Origin of the sequence: Psychroflexus gondwanensis ACAM 44 (genome assembly GCF_000355905.1) — a bacterium.
Lineage (GTDB): Bacteria > Bacteroidota > Bacteroidia > Flavobacteriales > Flavobacteriaceae > Psychroflexus > Psychroflexus gondwanensis.
Window position 1 is genome coordinate 102,739 of sequence record NZ_APLF01000008.1, and the last position, 20,253, is coordinate 122,991.

Sequence of the window (20,253 nt, forward strand, 5' to 3'; positions counted from 1 at the left end):
TTTAAATATTAATAATCATTGAATATATTAAAAAATTATGAAATATTTAGTGTTTAAAATTAAATTAATATAGCACTCTATGATTTTTAGATGTTAATCTATTGGTAGTTCATCTTATAGGTTGAAAAAACTAAAGACTGAAAGATCATTTTTTGATGAGTTTGAAATTTTTCAAAGCCTTTTCAGAGGTTTCAACGTTTATAAAATAAATTTCGTTTTCTAGATTTCCAATGAAAATTCCTTCATTATTTTGGTAATTGTTGGTTACTAGTGCCAATTTTCCTGTTATATCTAATAGTGTAAGGGTTGAGTTATCTGCTTGGTCAATATAAATATAAGTTGAAGCTGGAATAGGATAAAGTTTAATAGCGGACTCTTTTTGACTTTGAAGCGATAAACTTGTACAGGAGTCTTCCACTAATACAAGGCTTGTTGGGTTAAATGACATAGGAGTTTTGTGAATTGAAAGAGAAAGCGATCCTGCATTTATTAGATCTACAGTGCCAAGAGGAAACTTATTGAAATCAATGATGATATCATCGCACGCATTCCTCTTTACTGCATCGGCGTTTATAATTTCAATAGTCGATACACCACCATTTTGTAGGTTCTCCTTCTCTGTTGCTAGCGGTGTAGTGTAAAGGGGTTGTAGTACTTGTATTATCAATAGCCATGTCTGTGTAATAAATCAGGGGTAAATGATCCTAAAAAAGTAACTAGAATCGCACTTAAAAACGCGGCTTCTGTTGCTGGAATAAGTCCTACTACGGAATGTGCCTTGTTTGACCTTCCTTAAGAACACTCAGGTGGGGCTGAAAAATGCCTGGAGGAATGGGCGGCGGCATGCCAGGTATGATGTCATCCAAATTCAGAATTATATATAAAAGCCACTACATTGATTTGAATTGGCTTTTATAACGTCTTAAACGCAAAGAATAACCTCCACATTTCCCCGCAATGAAGTTATGTAACCAATGCAGCAAACCTAAAGGAATTTATGAAGATAAAATCTGCAAGACCCTTTTTGTGAATGAAATAAGTCTATCGGTTTAAATCAACATAAAAATTTCTGTATGACATCTGTTATTGGTAAAACAATACTTAGAAAGGGTTTCCTATTTTATTTTAAAGGCTGAGCTCCTGAACACGAAGTCTAAAGGCAAATTTTAACGTTTTGTTTAAAGATAATCTTTGACGTTTAGGTAGCTTCAATACTAAATTCAAAGAATGAAATTTTTTATCAACGATCCAAAAGATGTAGTAAATGACGGGATAGAGGGAATGCTTACAGACCCCAAATTGACCCGACTGGATAATTTCCCCGAAATACGGGTGGTGTTACGTAGTACTATTAATAAGGATAAAGTTTCCGTAATATCTGGTGGCGGTTCTGGTCATGAACCGGCACACGCTGGTTTCGTGGGCAAAGGCATGCTTACTGCGGCTGTTTGTGGTGATATTTTTGCTTCCCCATCTGTAGATGCGGTGCTCTCAGCAATTGTAGCAACTACAGGTAAAGCAGGTTGTTTACTCATTATCAAAAATTACACCGGTGACCGCCTCAACTTCGGCCTTGCAGCAGAGCAGGCTCAAGACATAGGATATCAAGTAGAAACGGTCATCGTTGGTGACGACATTTCTTTAGGTGAAGCCGTCGAGCAACGCGGCCTCGCAGGTACCTTATTTGTACACAAAACAGCCGGCCATCTAGCTGAAAAAGGAAAAACCTTGGATGAAGTTGCAGCTTTGGCTCGTAAAGTGGCTGGACAAACCTACTCTATTGGCCTATCATTAGAAGAGGGCCAGAAGTTTCAAAACCCAGAGAAATCTCGATTGAGTAAATCAGAAGCGGAACTTGGATTGGGAATACACGGAGAACCTGGAGTAGAAACTATTGACATGAAAATGGCAGATGCATTGATGCAAAAAGCTCTAAACACTTTAAAAAAATACTTGCCAAAAAAAGGAAAGGAATACGCGTTGCTACTCAATAATCTGGGCAGTGTGACACCCATTGAAATGAACATACTCCTAGCCTCATTTCATAAGTCTGATTTGGCTGAAAAAGTAAAGTTTCTAGTTGGTCCTGCATCACTTATGACCTCGCTCAACATGAAAGGTTTTTCTATTTCAGTAGTGACTTTAGATAAGGAAATTGAAGAAGCCTTAACCTCCACCTCAGATCCAGCCGCTTGGTTTATAAGAGAGTATGGCAAGAAAGAACCTCTACAGAGCCCAAAACTCCCTGATATGCTTCCCTTTGATGCGTCAACAAACGAGCGCTTTGATCGAGTCTTTGATGCCATTGTCGAGGAGTTAATTTCGGCAGAAAAAGAGCTCAATGCTATAGATGAAAAAGTAGGAGATGGCGATGCCGGCTCTACGTTTGCTGCAGCTGCAAAAAAGCTCAAGAAGCTTAAGGCTAAATTGCCCTTGGCTGATACCGGTGAACTCTTTATTACGATTGGCCGTATTTTAGCTCGAGAAATAGGGGGCTCTAGTGGTGTTTTACTTTCCATTTTGTTTACTCGAGCAGGTAACTCCTATAAAAAGGAGAAACATCTGGGTAAAGCTTTACTCGATGGCTTGGAGAAAATGAAAGAGATTGGTGGCGCACGTGAGGGCCAGCGCACTATGGTAGACGCCATGCAACCGGCGTTTGAAGTGCTCAGTGAAGATGGCAATTTAGAAACGGCCGCACAAAAAGCCAGAGAAGGAGCAAACAAAACCAAGGATAGTTCCACATTCAAAACATTATCGGTTTGATGTGCTAAATCCATTTCAGTTCGATAGAGCTCCATTATAACCGCTACATTACTTTAATCTCTAACTCTAAATTGCAATTCGCTAATTACCAGTGGCGAGTCACCTGTAGTAGTTTTGATAACTGCTTCGACATACTCGTTTGTTACCATATCAACTTCCCGCTCTAAAATCAATGTAAACGCCTGATTATTAGTCAATGCGCCCGTACTGATGATGGGACCAGCAAACGTGTTGCCTCCCTTTGAAAGTGTCATTGTAAAATTAGCACTATTGGCAGGGGCTTTGCCAGAAACTACAATATAAACAGATGCAACTATGGGTTCCTTTCCTATATATTTAAGTTGATTAGACACAGGAGACGTAAATTTTAACAGCTTTGTAGAAGAGGTGGTGCCATTGACTTTTACGTAGCTATCATCTGGGGAAGTAGCTGTGCTCGTCGTATTCCCGTTCATATAGATATAACCGTAAGCACGGGAATCAGGGATGTTTGTGTTTTGTTTCATGCTCCATCCAGGAGTGTAAGAGTCTATTCCAGATAAGGGTGTTGTGACATCTCTAAACATATTTGAAGTTAATATGCCCCTATCTATTGTTGCGCTAGCATTGACATTAATACCTGTTTGTCCTGCATAAATAAAGTAATTGTTTGCCATATCAATATCATTAGCGGTGAGTCCTGCTAAAAATTCTACACCAGCACCGCTGCTAATACCCACAATAAAATTATAAGAAGACGTGAATTTACCCACGTTGCCAGTGACTTTTACACCATCTGTGACGTTCCAATAGTTTTGGATAATGGTAATCGCATTAAATCCTGAAATCTGCCCAACACTACCCCCAATTACAGAACAACCAGAAAAAATATTACAAAAGTTTGCAGCAGTACCCGAAAAATCATAGGCTGAACCAGCAGTAGGAATTACGGTGAAATTCTGCATAAATATATTGGTGGCTGTACTTCTAAGAACACCCCCACTAGCCGATGACATGACACCATCCTTTTGTGGATCGGTGCCCCTAAGGCCCGCGCCATTCATTATGATGTGATTGGAACCAATGTCAACCATACCAGAAAAAACATACATTTTGGTGGCGTCTAATGTGATAGCGCCAGCAGCAGGAGTTGGTAGGTCGTCAACGGCGTAAACAGTCACAAGGTTAGATCTGTTAGCGTTAGCACTTTTTTGGGATAAAAAAGAGTTCCAAACCCCATCGATGTAAATATCTAAGGTTTTGTTGGTGGTATTATAAACCTGTAATCCTTCTGCGGGCTCTAAGATGCCATCCCTTTCTGTATCGGTCATCCTAGGAATAAGCAGTCCAGCTGAAGTGGATTGCATATCCAGAATAGATGAATCATCTGGAGTTTCAGTTCCTATACCTACTTGTGATATTGCGATGCTGCTTGTTAGCAAACACATCAATAAGAAAATGCCTGTTTTTTTAAAATAGTTATGTGTCATAAGTTAGTGTATTTGATTTATGTTTTAAGCTGTTTTATAAGTCGTCTTAACATTTATTTTGCTGGGATAGGTTCATTTTGGTCCTGCAACCTAAACGAAATTGCCAGCACTTAGGGTGTCGGTTCTTCCTTAGTCTTCGGCTTTAGAAGTAAAGCAAATAGCAACTGAAGGACACATAAGATAAAGACTTTTCACGATATTATTTTTTTAAGTTCATCCAGTTCAGTTACAACATAAGTCTAATATGCACTTTTATTATGAATTAATTCGTAAATAAAAGCATATTAACCAATTAAATGTGCTTTTAAACGAATAAATTTGTTTTCTATGATTTATTATTGTATAAAATGAAAACGCGTTTGTTTTTGGGATTGCAGGTCCGATTCGGCATTTAAAGCAACCTAATTCCGGTCACCTTTAATAAATTTATAGTTGTCTAATGTTTGTCTTTTTGAGATTCAGTAATTATGTTCAGCCACCAGGAGCTGCATGAGTTCAGCGCTTAGCTCTAAGCAGAGCTCTTGAAAATAAGCATAAAGATTTGTTGAAGCGATTTGCGTAAGCAGCGCTATGGAGCAAGGGCGAATAGTCTGCCATATCTAACGTTTTTAGAATGTGTTAATGTTGATAAGCTTGAGGTGCTTGGAAAAAAAGTAGGAGCAGTTCGCTTCCCATCAGCCAAATAGTTTAACAAGCTTAGCTTTATTGAGCGGCTTTTCTATAAAATCCAAAACAAGCGGATTTGATTTTGCGAGGTCGATGTCATCAAGGTCCACAGAGGAGGAGAGGGTCACTAAAAATGGAAGCGCTCCGCCAATAGTAAAGGCAGCGCCAGACGCCATCGCGGCCTGAATGGGTTTGGCTTGACTAATCTCGTTAATCCCCAATTCATCTCTAACGTGTGCTGCCAAAGCGTCTTTCTTTGTGAGTTCTTTGGCCACGATTAGGGCAGTGGCTTTAGAGAGGCCGCGTTGTTCATAAATATCGGCAAGCCTTTGCAATTCAAGCTCCGGCATCTCCTTCAATTCTATTTTTTCTCGTTCGATGTCTGCGTTTTCAACATCTGTTTGTGAACTTACTGAAACGTATTCTCCAGCAGCCATAGATAAGGCGCCAGCCACCAATCCTGCTAAAGTAGCGATAAGAATAGGCTCCCTCAAATCACTAGCAGCAGCCACACCAATAGCGAGACTCGCCGTAGATAAAATCCCATCGTTCGCTCCTAGAACAGCTGCTCGCAACCAATTACTCCTGTGGATATAATGGTGGTCTAGATAATCGTCCAGGTCTTCAGAAGGCTCTGTCATAGGCTTTGGTTGAGTGATAAATAGAAATATTTAAGCTTTCTATTTTAAAGAATCAGTGGAGTAAAGTTATTTTTTTTTATAAGGAAGTCTAAATGGTATCGCGTGCAATTCGATTTCTTAGGATTCAGCTTTCAACCGATAAGGTTCAAATCGAAAAAGGGCGGAAGCTTCCTTTAGTTTATTTGTAAAATGAGCAGAAAGTCAAGTTCGAATCACGTGAGAACTCCGTAAACTTGTTTTCCATAACAAAACCCAACGTGGGATACATGATTTAGCAAATCTACTGAACCCTAAGATTCGTGGTTGGATTCAGTATTATGTAAAGGTAAGTCGAAAGAGCCTAAAGTCTGTGTTTTATTAACTAGATAATAGTAGGATCAGGTGGATATTGAACAACGATAAACGCTTCAAAGGAAGCAAAATCAAAGCCGTAAAATGGCTTAGGTTTATTACAAAGTCTTATCTAAATTTCTTCTATCATTGAGAATTGGTGTGCAAACTGGTCTAAATTTATTTAGACTTAATCGACTGTATAACAAGAACCTTATGAATCGAGAGGTTCACGTACGTTTCTGTGAAAGGTCTAGGGGGTGAAATTCCTCTTTACCTACTTGACTAGAAAATGTTTTTTAAATTAAATATTTTGAATCATTTCCTAACATATTTTTCAAATCAATATAATCTATTTTAGTATTGTTTTCAATGATGTCAAACTGTTCAAATTTTTCTTCCCAAGAGAAAATAATATGACCATCTATTTCATTATAAATTTCAGATGCAATTTTTCTGAATTTTTCAAACTTCTCAGGTTTGTCCTCATGAGGAAGATATCCTCTCAATTCAAGTTTTGCCATTTTCAATTATTATTAAGGTATTTAATCAATTTTAACTCTATAATCCACAGCTCTTTCTCCTTCATCAACTTTCACCAATTTATTATTTTCGAAATAAAAAAATCTGATATCGGTTCTTTCAAGAAGTGGCAAACCGTAAGCATAATGATTATATGATTGTATGACTTTTTTGAAAATTGTAACTTTTACATTCATTTCAACAAGTTCTTCTTTTTCAATTTTCTCTTTAAATTCACTTATAGACATTCCAATGTATACTTTATCCATTGTTTTTGCTATGTTTCTTGCAGGATTAGCAGCGCAACTTAAGATTAAAGTGGATATACTTATTAAAATAATCAAGTGTAATTTTTTCATTCTTTTTGTTTTTTAATTAATTTTTTTCATTCCTTTTAAGCATTGATAAACTTAATATTTTTATTTTCAACATAGAAATAGTTTGAGTGGTTTCCGCCAATTTTTGCTAAAATGGAGATAACAAAACTTGTTGTGTTATCTCCATTTTATTTATAGCATAAACTTAGCAAATTTTTTATTGTCTTAAAATTTTAAGACCGTTACAAGATGAAAAGCCAAAAACAAATAAAAACAGGATAGAAGGTGATATTGTTTCCATAATATATGAATGTAAGAACTTCTAGCTGTATAGTATATTAGGCGATATTAAAAAATTAATCTTGAATGCAATTTTTTTTCTTATTACAATAAAGTTTATTTATTTACAAAAATGAGTGTTTATTTTAGAAATATATTTTATTGAAATTTACTGTATTCGTATAAGATCATCCTGTTTTTTTCTTTGAAAAATCCATTAAACCATTAGCAATAGTAGTAATCGGCAGCTTTTCAATATTAACTATCTTTAATTCAGAAAATTAACTATTAACAATTGAATTGTAATTTTTTCAAAATAAGTTTTTTAATAAATACTAAATTTCCAAAAGGGTTTGAAAGGGGTTATTTATTTATAACGCTTAGGAATACATATGTGTTATTTTCCTATCTAGCTAATAATTAGAATTATAGCTCCACAAAAGAAGGTGGGTATGTTCAAAGTAATAATTGTGTATATTTAGTTCTAATAAAATACTCTAGCTTTAAAATGGAAAGTATTTTTCGTTTTTTGAAGGAATTAAAAAGAAGAAATGTTCACAAAGGCATTATATCCTACGTTGTTTTTTCTTGGGTATTACTTCAGGTTATTTCGGTTTTAGGGTCACTCGTAGAACTCCCTATTTGGCTGGGAAAAGCGGTGCTTGTAACCTTGCTTATTTTGTTTCCTTTTTGGGTTGTTTTTTCTTGGCTTTACGATATTACTTCAGAGGGTGTAAAACTCACTTCTAGCCAAAAAAGTCAATACACTCCTGAACGAAATGAAACCGTAAACAAACGGCTCAACACTTTTATTGTTATTTTTCTTATGCTTGCTGTAATCTTACTTTTTGTAGATCGTTTTAGAATTACAACACAGTATGAAACAAAAGAAATTACAAGCCAAGTCGAGCAAGAGAATAGTATTGCAGTCCTGCCCTTCAACGATATGTCTATTTTAAAAAATCAGGCCTACTTTGCAGACGGTCTCGCAGAAGAACTTATAAACACACTATCGAAGATTGTAGGGATTAGGGTAACCTCTCGCACTTCTGCCTTCTCTTTTAGAGGAAAAACAATCGATATACCTACAATTGCGAAGAAGCTTAACGTGAAATATATTTTAGAAGGGAGTGTGCGCATGTATGATAGCATTGTAAGAATAAATGTGCAACTTATAGATGCAAAAAAAGATAAATCTACTTGGTCTGAAACTTGGGATAAGCAGCTAGAAAATATACTGGAGGTTCAAAATGAGATAAGCTCGAATATCGCGGAACGTTTAGAAATAAGTATAACTGACAACAATATACCAAAGGCAAAAAAGGTAGATCCTGCAGCCTACCGTCTTTACCTAGAGGCAAATTACGAAATGAATAAGACCTTTAGTATAGACGGTGATAAAAAGGCTAAAGATCTCCTATTAAAATCGCTCGAAATAGACCCTACATTTGCACCCGCCTGGGATTTATTGAGTACCGTCTATCATTTTTTAACAGATCACGGTATTTTAACGGTAGAGGAAGGCTATCCGCTTGTAAAGGGAAGTGCCCTAAAAGCAGTCGAGCAAGATAGTCTCTACGCCACTATCTATGAAATACTGGGTACCATAGCAATTTCTTATGAACGCGATTATGATAAAGCCCAAGAGTATGTAAATAAAGGCTTGAGCTTAGAACCTAATAATACCGCAGTTCTCAATCGTGCTGCTCAAGTTGCGCTACTTTTTAATGAGACTAAAAAAGCGGTGGCCTATCATGAAAAAATTTTAGCACTGGACCCCTTATCGGAGTACTCTTATTATGCTCTAGGTATAAATTATTATTATGCTAGGATGTATCCAGAGTCGGAGACAACCCTTCGTAAAGCTTTAAAAATAACGCCAGAGGCAGATATCACGCATTTGCTCCTTACTTGTACCTTATTACAACTAGGGAGGTTTAAAGAAGCCTTAAAGCATGCTGAGATGGAAAGCAGCGAGCCACTCCGCTACCATGCACTAGCACTGGCGTATTATAGTCTAGGAAATGTAGAAAAATCTCAAGAATTTCTGGAAAAGCTTATTACAACATATAGTAAAGATTACAGCTATACTATTGCGATAACCTACGCCCAGAGAGGTGACCGTGATGCTACTTTTGAATGGCTAGAAAAGGCAATTGAATATCAAGATTTTGGAATTACAGACTTAAATGTAGAACCTCTTTTTGATAGAGTAAAAGAAGACCCTAGATGGCCTATGTTTATTGATCGCCTTGGACTTATATATAAAAAAATATAATTTTTTGCCTCCTAAATTTATTAAAAAATGATACTCTCTACCCTAAAATATCGTGTTTTTTGAAAACCGCTGTTTGAAGCTCTCAACTTCTAAGGTGTTGTTGTTGGCTGTCTTAAATATTATTTTCATTTATATTTTTATGAATAGACTTAGATTGTATTTTCGAAGACTCAAACTTAACTAAGCCTATGCTTACCGTACATCTCAGAAAACATTTGCAGGAGAGATTTTCCTTAAACATCAAGTCTATCAGAGCCTTGAGCGGTGGGGATATAAATGAGGTTTATCTTATAGAAGATCAGAATAAAAAGTACGTCGCTAAAATAAATGAGGCTCACCTATTTCCAGGAATGTTTAAAAAGGAAGTAAGTGGTCTAAACGCTTTAAGGAAGACAGGAGCCATAGATGTTCCTGAGGTTTTAGGTTATGGTGACTTTGAAACCAACACCTATCTTATACTAGACTATAGGGAATCTGGAAAAGTTAGCCATAAATTTTGGGAGCTTTTTGGGCAAGCAATGGCGGCTCTACATCAAACTACTCACGAAACCTTTGGTTTTAAAGAAGACAACTATTTGGGTAGTTTGCCACAATATAATGACAATTTCGAAACCGCTTCTCAATTCTATATCCACCAGCGTTTGATGCCTCAGTTTAAAATAGCATTCGATAAAGGGTATGTGTTTAAGAATCTTGATTCCTTTTATCAAAGGGTAAAAGAGTTGATCCCTAATGAGCCTCCAGCACTTATTCACGGAGACTTGTGGTCTGGCAATTATCTGGTTAATTCACAGAATAAGCCTTGTTTAATAGATCCTGCCGTCGCTTATGCTCCTCGCGAAATGGATTTGGCCATGATGAAGCTCTTTGGAGGTTTCGACGACCGATTATTTAGTGCCTACGATGAGGCTTTTCAACTCAAACCAGATTGGGAAAAGCGAATCAAACTCTGGCAACTCTATTATATTTTGGCGCACCTCAATCTTTTTGGGGGGCATTATTACACTCAGGCTAAGGAAATAATGTCTCAGTATTAATAGCTGAAGGGTCAGAGCTTATGGTTTTTATTGCAAAACATACTTAGCTAGCACCTTTTGGACATCATAGACGTTAACGCTTTTATTAAACTTCTTTTGAATACTGGGACTAGTTTCACTAGAGATCCAAATTTTCAATTCCGCTTCTAAGTCGAAAGTGCCTGCCGTTTCAATGCTAAATCGTGAAATACTCTTATAAGTAATGGATAGATATTCAGTTTTTCGACCGGTCATTCCTTGTTTGTCTACGAGGATAAGGCGTTTATTGGTAAAAATAAAAGTGTCTCGAACCAGTTTAAAACCGATTTCAATATCTTCATGTTCTGTAAGAAGTTGTTCATATTCTTTCGCCAATTGTTCTTTGTCAACGGCGCCGGCATTACCGAGTAGTGAAGAAAATAGTCCCATTATATACTGCTGTTAATTTGTCCTACTCATCTGGCTTTTCGGTTAGGCCCCGTTTATATGGTGTCTGGTCTCCATTTTTTTAATAACGCAATGGTCAAAAGACTAATCTAGTCTATTCTTTTCGATTGGTTTGGTGTGTCTACCTTTGATGTGACGATTTTTATGAGTTTATAAATTTTATATCTGAGTTATGGTAAAAAAGTATGACAATGAATTTAAAGTCCTGAAGGTATCATAAATAGTCACCTAAAAGCAAAAGTTGATTTGGTAATGTCCCAATATCAAATCAGCTTTCAACTCAAACTGATTTTAGAAAACTTTTTACCGAAAAAAAACTGACTTGGAGAATTCGAAAATAGCTCAAGCCAGAATTGCCTTTATAAGATTATATGGAGGTATTAATTAACGTATTCGAATACTGCGGAATAGGTGCTCTCTTCAGAGTCCTCTATCGATACGTTAGTTACAGTAGCTGATGTTGGATAATTTTCACTGTCATACACATAACTTATATTAATAGTATAAATCAATTCCCCTTCCTCGTTTTTGTAGACGATTTGAGAGGGATTATTCATAGGGAAAAGTGACCTAGCTTTTACAATTTCGGGAACCTGTGGATTCATGCTGAAGTTCAACTGGACATCGTCCATGACTTCTATAATGCCCCCAGCCTCTAAGGTGAAAAAGTAGGGATTTGGAGCGTCATCATAAAAAACTTCTGCAGTGTATACTTTCGTAATAAAGTTTCCCGTTTCGTAGACGTATTCTTCTTCATAAAACTCGATTTCTTTGGGATTGTCATTCTCGTCATAAATAAGAACATAGCCAGTTTCAAAAGCATCATAAGGAGACTCATATAGATCTTCAGTGTTTAGATTATCACCGCCTCCTGTTATATTAGATAATTCGCCTTCGTCATAAACAAAAATACTTGTTTCAAAACCATCAGAAATAGTATTTAATTTACCATCTGAAGTATAGGATAATATAATATTTTTATTTTCTTGAGGGTCTTGAGCAGAGGTCGTGGATATTGTTTTTATCAATTTTTTTGAAGCATTTCCGTTTGCATCTGTAAATTCATCACTCACAGAATCATCACTACAACTAAAGACTAGGGCTAAAGTAAAAAAAGTGCAAATGAGGTTAATTGGTTTTTTCATAATTGTTTTATTGGTTTGATTAATTTTTTGGGACACTATCAATTTTGAATGATTTTCGATTGAAATTTTTACTTAATGAAAGCCTAAGCTAAATTTTATAAATCATTTTTAAAAGTTTAAAAATAAAGTCCTGAGTTCATATACGCAATACCTGCTATTGGGTAGAGTTTATGTGTTGCTAACTCACAAGCTATTCTACTGTATGTTTTAAGGTAAAGCTAAAGCGTTGATTTTATGTTTACGATGAAAGTACAGTCTAATTTTTTTTCAAGATTTACCTAATCATATAGGTGAAGCCAAGAGTGGGTCCAATGCCAGAATACAAGGTGTTGGTTTCTTTGGAGGTTATATTTCTAGTGTTTAAGTAAGGGATGATTAGCTCTATTCCGAAATGATCATTAAAAAAGTAATTCCCGCCAAAGCCTATATTCAAAATAGAGATTCCCCCACTTAAGGCTTCATGTTGAGACGTCCTCAAATTGCTATTATCAGCATCATATTGTATTGTTCCCAGACCTACACCAAATTCTGCAAACACTCTCAATTTGCTTTTATTAACGAAGTTGTTTCTTAGGGTAGGCGTAAACGCATAGGAGGTGTAGTAGGAGTCTACATTACCAACTCTTAAATCGTTTAAGGTGGCGTAGGAAAAATTCAAGTCTACAGAGGTTTTATCTGTGATAAAATACCCCGCAGAGGGTTTAATAACAAATCCATTCACTCCCGACTCGAAATCATCGGAAGAACCAATAAGCGGTAAAGCCGCTACTGTGAGCTTTAAGTCGTTTTTTTGGGATTGTCCAAACCCGTTAAATACTCCCATGAGTGTAAACATCATAACAAGTAAAGTAGTTTTCATAGTGTTTTGGTCTAAATGTTAAAAAATTAACCAATAACCATTCCAAGATTAAAGGCTATATCCAAATTTTATTTTATTGAATACTCTGTTGAGTATATTTCATTCTATTTACTAAATCTTAGCATTCTTAATGATGGTTTAGTTATTGAGTTGATACTGCATTTTCACCATCAATTTTGAGCTCAGAAAGTATAAGGTGTGTCGTTGGACTACCGTATTTAATGAGTTTGTCTATAAATTGTTGAAGATGTAATTGATCACGCAGCGCTACCCGCATATGTATATTATAAGGACCAGTGATTCTAAAGACTTCCTGTACTTCTGGATACGTTGTGATTTCTGATATGATATACTTAAGCTTCCCGTCAAATATTTTCAACATTATAAATACTTCCAGACCATTCCCCATCAATGCATGGTTTAATTGAATGTTGTAAGATTTTATAACTCCTAAATCTTCTAATTTCTGAATCCGTTCACGTACAGAAGATGGTGAAAGTGCTATTTTTCTACCAATTTCCGCAAATGAAGCTCTAGAATTACTTTTTAATATTTTGATTATTTGAATATCTAGATCGCTCACCATTGTTTCGGTTGTTTTATTCCAAAAATAGATTTTTTATTTGTAAATGTACCATTATATCCATCCAATCAATTTTATCATTAAACCTAGCATGTTTAGTTTTGACCCAAATAAATAGTCTTTTTTTTATGGATTTAACGGTTCTTTTAATCCTGGTAATTGGTGTTTTTATGGGGTTCTACGTCCAAACAGTCATTGGTTTTGCAGGGTCTTTAATTGCTTTACCTATTCTGCTATTGGGTATGCAATTGCCAGATGCAATTGCATACATTTCAATTTTCTACTTGTTTTCGAGTGCTTTCTTAATTACGAAGGAATGGAAAAATATAAATAAAAAAATAATTTTTAAACTCGCCATAACTTCAGTAATAGGCGTTATTTTAGGAATCTTGTTGCTTACTTTTTCAAAACCTATATTGCTAAAAAAAGGACTTGGAGTATTTATTTTATTATACGTAGCTTATGTTTTATATGGTAAAAAGAAAATAAAGCTAAATAAAGGAGGTGTGATAAGCTTTGGAGTTGTAGCTGGTTTTTTTTCAGGCGTATTTTCTACAGGAGGCCCTCTCTATGTTATATGTATTGAAAACTCTGTTAAAGATATTAAAGCATTGAGAGCTACTATGATTGGGGTTTTGGGGCTTGTCACCTTAACTCGAATTCCTGCGCTAGCTGTAAGCGGGATATTAAAATTCAGCCATTTAGAAATGACACTTTTGGTATTCCCCGTCTTTTTATTTGCTCAATTTTTAGGAAAACGAACTTTTATAAAGATTAATGAAACTGTATTTAAAAAATTATTGATGACACTTTTATGTGTTTCAGGTCTTATTCTTATCGTTTAAAATATAGGCTATGGGTCATTAGTATCAACCATGCAATAAATTAACTCTTAGTGAAAAACTGATTATATTTTACATTTAAAGGAAAAATTCAACTCTCCAGAGGGTTTAATAACAAATCCATTCACTCCCGACTCGACATCACCGGAAGAACCAATAAGCGGTAGAGCTGCTACTGTGAGCTTTAAGTTTTTTTTGGGATTGTCCAAACCCGTTAAATACTCCCATGAGGGTAAACATCATAACGAGTAAAGTAGTTTTCAAAGTGTTTTGGTTTAAGTGTTAATTAAATTAACTAAAAACTATTCCGAGATTATAACTACGTCCGAATTTCCTTTAATTAAAGATTAGAGTAGTCTGTATAAAGGATCTTAAGCCCCTTATAATCAAATACAAGTTAAGAAAGAACACTTCAGATCGTGAAATCTTTAGGGTTTATCTGCAGGTAAGTATCAACATAGAGCATTTGATAGCTATGTGTAAAAAATCTTAATTATTTTATGAATTTATTATTGTGTGATCAAATAATTAGCCTTTAGTTTGTAGAACTTAAACTACAAAAAAGTATTACACCACTTAACCTTATCAAATACCTTATAACATGAAAACAAGAACAGTAGCGAGTTTATTATCATTTTTTTGGATGTCTTCACTCTTTAGCTTCTCATCTGGAGATGCCATGATTACGGGAGCAATGACAAGTGAAAACGAGAGGTATTCAGCTGTAACAGAAGTCGGGGTTTTATTCGAAGAACTAGAGTTGACTGTAAATACAGTTGGAGTGCCAAAGTCTCTCAGCCTAAGTTCAAGACCTACTAATGAGGTTGAGATTGAAAGTGGAAATATTGTTCCTTTAATCGATGGTGCCAATATCAACATCGACGATTTAGAAGACCTACTTATAAGCGGAGATATAACTCTTTTAGCCAGTGGAGATATTATTGTGGAAGATGATTTTTCTCCACAACTTACGTCTACTCGTACTTTAACCTTTAAGTCTGGTAGAGATCTTGTTTTTCAGAATGATGCTGACATCAATTCTAGTATCTCTTCTTTACATGTTGTACTATGGGCAGATAGTGATGGCGATGAAGCTGGTGGGGTCTTGTTGGATTCAAACTCATCTATATCGACCAACAATGGCCATCTATGGATCGGTGGTGGGAGTGGACAAGCCACTTGGAATGGCCTTGATGTAGGCGATAGCTTCGCTGTTGGCTTAACCGCTTTAGCTTCTGGAGGTCTTCAGCCCTACTCTGGAATACATCTACTTGGAGAGATTTTAAATCTGGGAACAGGAGATGTGTATTTGAATGGTAAATCTACCGAAACCAACAATGCAAACGGGATTGGAATTCGTCTGAATGGTATGGATATAACTGCCCATCAAATTTATATGGCTGGTGTTGGATCAGAAAATGAAAATACAAGTGGAAATACCAACAGAGGCAATTGGGGAGTTGGATTGGAAAACACTTCCATTACAGCAACTGGTGGTTTAATAGTCGAAGGGGTCGCTGGTGGCCAAAAATCTGGAGAAAATGGCGGTTACAATTACGGTATTTTCATGGATAATAATTCTTCACTTCGAGGATTAGATCAAGCTAGCATAACACTTAAAGGAACAGGTGGAGGTAATCCAGAGATTCCAAATAATATAGATAACGACGGCTTGCGAATAAATGGGGGTTCAATTCGTGTAAACGAAGGCGATATCACTTTCCAGGGAACCTCTGGAGTAAATGTTGCTTCTGCAGATTTCGATCAAAATGGAGGAGTAGTAGAATCTCGAGATCTTTCTCAGAATTTATCTAATGGAGATATCACAGCAATAGCGAATCAGTTTGATATTTCATCAACGGTGAGGTATGCCTCACTTGGAACTTTAAAAATTCACTCGCGAGTGTCTACATCAAGTATAGGTGTTGGAGGAGCTTCAGGCCTATTACAACTTCCCAAACAATACTTTACTACTAATTTTGAAGACGGTTTTTCTGAAATCATTATTGGATGCCAAACTCAAGCGGGAGCTATAACAGTTGCAGAATCTAATTTTTCAGAAAATTTTACCTTACAGACTAGTGGGCAACTTACTTTTGAAGGAGATATTACGACTAGTGATGGGAGTGGGTTAACATTCATCAACGATGACTTATCTTTTGCAAGCCCCACAACATTTACAGTTGCTGGCCAATTTAAATATCTTCCGTTTACGGAAGATCTAGTCGACGCTATTTTCTTTCCTATGGCTAACCTTAGCATTCAAAGTGATGGTTTGGTTATTGGTAAAAAAGGGGAGAATAGAGATGTTCACATTACTCAATCTATGGAAAGTGATAAAACCATAGAGTTATATGGTGGGGACATTATTTTAGATGGTAATTTAGAAACAAAGGGGGCTGCCAGTCTCATTATTGAAGGGAATGTATTTTTATCTCCAGGAAACTATTTAGCTTCCCAAAATGATTTTACCCATACGGGAGACGTTACATTTAAAAGTGATGCTACAGGAGATGCCTATATGGGGAAAGTCTTAGGAACTTATACAGCGAAGGAGGGCAAAGCTAAGGTAGAGAAATATTATGCTGCACGACGTGCCTTTAGATTGGTAACAAGTCCAGTAGAATCTACTCAAACTATTTGGGAAAGTTATCAAAATGCAGATCTTAATGAAGTGGGTGTTGGGACTCACATTACAGGGTCTTCCAATGGGCATGATGGGTTTGATCCTACAACTACGGGAAATCCTTCCATGTTTAGTTTCAATAGCAGTACTGCTTGGATGCCTATCCCTAACACAGATACGAAAAAGTTGAGTGCGGGTATTCCGTATAGACTCATGATAAGAGGAGATAGAGGTACAGACTTAGCCAATAATGAAGCAGCCCCAAGCGAAACCCGTTTGATTGTCGAGGGGAATCTTAAAACGGGCAGTTTTAGTCAATCACCAGAAACTTTCTTTAGCGACCCTAAATATTTAAGCTTAGCGGGAAATCCTTATCAGGCTACAATAGATATTCGAGGCCTATTAGCCGCTTCGACAGATGTGAATACCAATTATCTCCATGTTTGGGATCCCATGATCAATACAAGAGGTGGGTTTGTAACAGTAGATCTTAGCGATGGAAGTAATGCTCAAGGATCTTCAACTGCTAGTCAATTTATAGGTCCCAGTCAAGCCTTTTTTATTGAATCAAAAACAAAATCTCCAACCCTCAACTTTTCGGAAGATTTAAAAGTCACAGAGCCCAAAAACAAAACAGATGAGCCCAATCATAAGACAATCCAATCACAGCTAAAACTTGAGTTATTGGACGATTCAGCCACACTGATAGATGGTTTTAAAATTAAGTTCGCCGATAATGGGAATAATTCAATCGACTTAGCAGATGCGGAAAAACTACTCAACCTAGATGAAAATTTAGCTATCCATAATAATGAGGTTTTGCTCAGCATAGAGTCTAGAGCTTTTCCAATCGACGAAGAGCGCATAGGTTTATTTATGGATAACTGGAGAGCTACGCAGTATAGCTTAAGAATGACATCACAGAAATTGGAACAGGCAGATATTGTGATTATCGATCATTATCTGGATACCGAGACACTCTTAAGTGATGGAGATATCTATTCGTTTACTATCGATCCAACTATTGAAGAGTCTATAAATGCTTATAGATTTGAAATTGCCTTTTCAATGGAAAGTTTATCGGCTTCTGAATTTGACACTGCACAGCTTCAACTTTATCCCAATCCAGTTCAGAATGAATTCAGAATAAATACACCTTGGACTGGTGAGGAGCTAAGGGTTGAAATCTATAATTTACTAGGGCAGAAAATCGCACATCAGTCTTTCACCAGCGAAACTATCCAGATGGATGCAAGCACTTGGAGTGAAGGAGTCTATGTAGTAAAAGTCAAAAAAGGCAAAGAGGTCTTCACGACCAAAATGATAAAACAATAAGGTTTAATCCTACTGATTTAGTTTAGTTTATTTTTTTTGTTCAAAGCAAAACTACTGGTGAATAGCCAGAAGTTTTGTGATTTTATAGAGTAGGGATTAAACTTTTTCATTCAACTTATAAGACATCTCACGCCTTATTGAAAAAGAAAGCCTTACACTTTCGTGTAAGGCTTTTGATGGTCGGGTTTTAGTGTATCGCTATGTTAGGACGTGACATTTTAAACATAAAAAAAAGCCACTTAGTAAACTAAGTGACTTTTCAAGTCGGGGTGGCAGGATTACCTCCCAAAAGTCGGTGATCCTGAAAATGGGGTTGTTGCTCATTAAAAGCCTAAACGTTTATAGCGTTTATAAGGCTTTTTTGTGTTCTCTTCGTTTTTGAAGCAAGCTTTAACCTCTAGAAAACAAAAAAGCCTTACACTTTCGTGTAAGGCTTTTGATGGTCGGGGTGGCAGCTCCGAAGCATCGGAGGAACCTTTGACCTCTTATTTTGAGAAATTTAAACAAAAAAAAAGCCACTTAGTAAACTAAGTGACTTTTCAAGTCGGGGTGGCAGGATTCGAACCTGCGACCTCCTGCTCCCAAAGCAGGACGGATATGGTTTTCTTATTCCTTCTTACTATCTGTTTATTCCCTATACATCACATTTAGAGGTATTTATAGTTTATTTGAAACTATCTGTTATTCATCATTTTCCTTTCCTATTCACAAATTATTCACAAATAATATTTTTTGAACTCTTCACTAAACTTTTAAAAAAAAGCTCCTACAACATAAAATAATAGATATGGAAAATACAGATTCGATTACACTTAGTTTAGAACTTAACAAAAATCATAAAAATAAGCGAGGACAACACAGCGTTCGACTTTTCGTTTTTAATTCAATTACAAAAGATAAATGCTATATTAAAACACCCTTCAAACTTTTAAAAGCCGACTTTGAAGGAGCGTGGCTTAAAAAAAATTCTAAGGCAAAGTTTCGAAATCTTAGAATGGAAATGCTAAAATTCCTAGATAGTGTAGATTCATGTATCTTAGAATTGGGCAGGTTTGATAAAGATGAATTTAAAAGTGTTTTCTATGGAAATGGCCCCCAAAAAAAAGACTTAAAATATTATTACGATAAGAAGATTACTGATTTTACTGAAAGTGGTGGACTTGGTACAGCTGACCAGTATCAGTGTTCCTATAAATTCATAAAGAAATACAACAATGATAAAGTCCCTGAGTTTAATCAAATTACTCCAAAATGGTTGATTAAATTTGACAAGCATTGCACCGATAAAGGTTTACTTACAACTAGCTCGATAGGCATGTATCTAAGGTGTTTAAAGTCTATTTTTAACCTAGCTATTCACGAAGGGGCCGTCTCAAATGATAAGTATCCATTTGGAAAATTCGGTTACATTATACCAAAAGGTGAAAATATTAAAAAGGCATTGATAAAAGAACAGGTTCAAAAATTATACGAGTCAAAATCTGCAACTCCATATCAAAAAATGTCGAAAGACTTTTGGTTTTTTTCTTACCTCAGCTATGGACTTAATCTTAAAGACATTCTCATGATTAAAAATAAGGATTTAGAAGAAGGGTTTTTTTATTTTGAGAGAAAGAAAACACTTCATACTGTTAAAACTAGAATTCCCATAAAAGTATATCTCACAGATTTCACTAAAGAAGTTATAAGACAATACGGTGACTACAATCCAGATAAACCACAAGATTACGTTTTCGATATTCTGAACATAGATATGAATGATATGGAAAAACGCAAAAGGAAAAAAAATTTTAATAGAAAAATTAATCAGCATTTTTTAAAGTTTGCTAATTCAATAGGTATCCAAGAAAATGTTTCTTTTTCTTGGGCAAGACATTCTTTTGCTACAATTGCTATACTTTCAGGTGTAAGGTTTGAAGTAGTAAGTAAACGACTAACACACACTTCAGTGGAAACAACTATGCTATATTTTAAAGGATTTGAGGAGGAAACGTTTCAAGAGATAAATGACAAGATTTTAGATTTTTCGAAAAAAACTGATGCTAATGATTCAAGTAATTTAACAAAACATCTTTTATAGAAGATATTAAATGTGTAATTTTTTTTGAAAACTACTAAACTTTTTCATGAAT

The 20,253-nt window shown here is 35.8% G+C and carries 16 protein-coding genes and 1 pseudogene; 8 read left to right on the plus strand and 9 right to left on the minus strand.

Translation table 11 applies throughout. The features are described 5' to 3' along the window. Positions 1-145: 145 nt before the first annotated feature. Entirely contained in the window at positions 146-667 is a 522-nt protein-coding gene (locus PGOND44_RS08670; RefSeq protein ID WP_003440219.1) for a T9SS type A sorting domain-containing protein, read from the minus strand. An 18-nt stretch (positions 668-685) separates the two neighbouring features. Between PGOND44_RS08670 and groEL the strand changes: the two are divergent. Then, positions 686-858, plus strand: a pseudogene (groEL, locus tag PGOND44_RS15860) (chaperonin GroEL); the annotation flags it as partial. 423 nt (positions 859-1,281) lie between these two features. Further along, positions 1,282-2,766, plus strand: a complete 1,485-nt coding sequence (locus PGOND44_RS08675; RefSeq protein WP_262500718.1) for a dihydroxyacetone kinase subunit DhaK — start codon at positions 1,282-1,284, stop codon at positions 2,764-2,766. A gap of 53 nt (positions 2,767-2,819) precedes the next feature. On the opposite strand, the gene PGOND44_RS08680 is transcribed toward PGOND44_RS08675, so the two are convergent. Together PGOND44_RS08680 and PGOND44_RS08685 are read right to left on the minus strand one after the other, a co-directional pair. Continuing rightward, a complete protein-coding gene (locus PGOND44_RS08680; RefSeq protein ID WP_003440223.1) occupies positions 2,820-4,235 on the minus strand; it encodes a hypothetical protein in 1,416 nt (471 codons plus the stop codon). A 674-nt stretch (positions 4,236-4,909) separates the two neighbouring features. Then, positions 4,910-5,542: a VIT1/CCC1 transporter family protein gene (locus PGOND44_RS08685; RefSeq protein ID WP_003440225.1), complete on the minus strand. Its 633-nt coding sequence runs from the start codon at positions 5,540-5,542 to the stop codon at positions 4,910-4,912. A gap of 283 nt (positions 5,543-5,825) precedes the next feature. Here PGOND44_RS08685 and PGOND44_RS15865 point away from each other — a divergent pair, with 283 nt between their 5' ends. After that, positions 5,826-5,903, plus strand: a complete 78-nt coding sequence (locus PGOND44_RS15865; RefSeq protein ID WP_236611978.1) for a group II intron maturase-specific domain-containing protein — start codon at positions 5,826-5,828, stop codon at positions 5,901-5,903. A 268-nt stretch (positions 5,904-6,171) separates the two neighbouring features. Here PGOND44_RS15865 and PGOND44_RS08690 read toward each other — a convergent pair whose 3' ends face one another. Both PGOND44_RS08690 and PGOND44_RS08695 read right to left on the minus strand, forming a co-directional pair. Continuing rightward, positions 6,172-6,396 (minus strand): hypothetical protein, encoded by a 225-nt coding sequence (locus PGOND44_RS08690; RefSeq protein WP_003440229.1) that lies wholly within the window; start codon positions 6,394-6,396, stop codon positions 6,172-6,174. A gap of 21 nt (positions 6,397-6,417) precedes the next feature. After that, positions 6,418-6,753, minus strand: coding sequence for a hypothetical protein (locus tag PGOND44_RS08695; protein ID WP_003440232.1), 336 nt, complete (start codon positions 6,751-6,753; stop codon positions 6,418-6,420). Between the two features lie 745 nt (positions 6,754-7,498). Here PGOND44_RS08695 and PGOND44_RS08700 point away from each other — a divergent pair. Beyond that, entirely contained in the window at positions 7,499-9,268 is a 1,770-nt protein-coding gene (locus tag PGOND44_RS08700) for a hypothetical protein (protein ID WP_003440235.1), read from the plus strand. Positions 9,269-9,456: 188 nt separating this feature from the next. Next, on the plus strand, positions 9,457-10,305 hold the full coding sequence (locus PGOND44_RS08705) for a fructosamine kinase family protein (RefSeq protein WP_040555951.1): 849 nt from the start codon (positions 9,457-9,459) through the stop codon (positions 10,303-10,305). A 27-nt stretch (positions 10,306-10,332) separates the two neighbouring features. On the opposite strand, the gene PGOND44_RS08710 is transcribed toward PGOND44_RS08705, so the two are convergent. The 4 genes from PGOND44_RS08710 to PGOND44_RS08725 form a co-directional block, all read right to left on the minus strand. Then, positions 10,333-10,713 (minus strand): PH domain-containing protein, encoded by a 381-nt coding sequence (locus tag PGOND44_RS08710; protein WP_003440239.1) that lies wholly within the window; start codon positions 10,711-10,713, stop codon positions 10,333-10,335. A 398-nt stretch (positions 10,714-11,111) separates the two neighbouring features. Continuing rightward, a complete protein-coding gene (locus tag PGOND44_RS08715; RefSeq protein WP_003440241.1) occupies positions 11,112-11,876 on the minus strand; it encodes a hypothetical protein in 765 nt (254 codons plus the stop codon). A 274-nt stretch (positions 11,877-12,150) separates the two neighbouring features. After that, entirely contained in the window at positions 12,151-12,735 is a 585-nt protein-coding gene (locus PGOND44_RS08720; RefSeq protein ID WP_003440243.1) for a porin family protein, read from the minus strand. Between the two features lie 142 nt (positions 12,736-12,877). Further along, the gene (locus PGOND44_RS08725) at positions 12,878-13,321 is read right to left on the minus strand and encodes an Lrp/AsnC family transcriptional regulator (protein WP_003440245.1); all 444 of its coding nucleotides are present in this window, start codon (positions 13,319-13,321) and stop codon (positions 12,878-12,880) included. A 125-nt stretch (positions 13,322-13,446) separates the two neighbouring features. On the opposite strand from PGOND44_RS08725, the gene PGOND44_RS08730 reads away from it, so the two are divergent. From PGOND44_RS08730 to PGOND44_RS08740, 3 genes are all read left to right on the plus strand, one after another. Next, a complete protein-coding gene (locus PGOND44_RS08730) occupies positions 13,447-14,163 on the plus strand; it encodes a sulfite exporter TauE/SafE family protein (RefSeq protein ID WP_003440247.1) in 717 nt (238 codons plus the stop codon). 598 nt (positions 14,164-14,761) lie between these two features. After that, positions 14,762-18,121, plus strand: a complete 3,360-nt coding sequence (locus PGOND44_RS08735) for a T9SS type A sorting domain-containing protein (RefSeq protein WP_003440249.1) — start codon at positions 14,762-14,764, stop codon at positions 18,119-18,121. A gap of 787 nt (positions 18,122-18,908) precedes the next feature. Next, a complete protein-coding gene (locus PGOND44_RS08740) occupies positions 18,909-20,201 on the plus strand; it encodes a tyrosine-type recombinase/integrase (RefSeq protein ID WP_003440253.1) in 1,293 nt (430 codons plus the stop codon). The last annotated feature ends 52 nt before the right edge of the window (positions 20,202-20,253 follow it).

Excerpts from the sequence above, each read along its gene's own strand:
- PGOND44_RS08675 (WP_262500718.1), top strand. The coding sequence starts at position 1,282 with ATGCTTACAGACCCCAAATTGACCCGACTGGATAATTTCCCCGAAATA.
- PGOND44_RS08680 (WP_003440223.1), bottom strand. The coding sequence starts at position 4,235 with ATGACACATAACTATTTTAAAAAAACAGGCATTTTCTTATTGATGTGT.
- PGOND44_RS08685 (WP_003440225.1), bottom strand. The coding sequence starts at position 5,542 with ATGACAGAGCCTTCTGAAGACCTGGACGATTATCTAGACCACCATTAT.
- PGOND44_RS08690 (WP_003440229.1), bottom strand. The coding sequence starts at position 6,396 with ATGGCAAAACTTGAATTGAGAGGATATCTTCCTCATGAGGACAAACCT.
- PGOND44_RS08695 (WP_003440232.1), bottom strand. The coding sequence starts at position 6,753 with ATGAAAAAATTACACTTGATTATTTTAATAAGTATATCCACTTTAATC.
- PGOND44_RS08700 (WP_003440235.1), top strand. The coding sequence starts at position 7,499 with ATGGAAAGTATTTTTCGTTTTTTGAAGGAATTAAAAAGAAGAAATGTT.
- PGOND44_RS08705 (WP_040555951.1), top strand. The coding sequence starts at position 9,457 with ATGCTTACCGTACATCTCAGAAAACATTTGCAGGAGAGATTTTCCTTA.
- PGOND44_RS08710 (WP_003440239.1), bottom strand. The coding sequence starts at position 10,713 with ATGGGACTATTTTCTTCACTACTCGGTAATGCCGGCGCCGTTGACAAA.
- PGOND44_RS08715 (WP_003440241.1), bottom strand. The coding sequence starts at position 11,876 with ATGAAAAAACCAATTAACCTCATTTGCACTTTTTTTACTTTAGCCCTA.
- PGOND44_RS08720 (WP_003440243.1), bottom strand. The coding sequence starts at position 12,735 with ATGAAAACTACTTTACTTGTTATGATGTTTACACTCATGGGAGTATTT.
- PGOND44_RS08725 (WP_003440245.1), bottom strand. The coding sequence starts at position 13,321 with ATGGTGAGCGATCTAGATATTCAAATAATCAAAATATTAAAAAGTAAT.
- PGOND44_RS08730 (WP_003440247.1), top strand. The coding sequence starts at position 13,447 with ATGGATTTAACGGTTCTTTTAATCCTGGTAATTGGTGTTTTTATGGGG.
- PGOND44_RS08735 (WP_003440249.1), top strand. The coding sequence starts at position 14,762 with ATGAAAACAAGAACAGTAGCGAGTTTATTATCATTTTTTTGGATGTCT.
- PGOND44_RS08740 (WP_003440253.1), top strand. The coding sequence starts at position 18,909 with ATGGAAAATACAGATTCGATTACACTTAGTTTAGAACTTAACAAAAAT.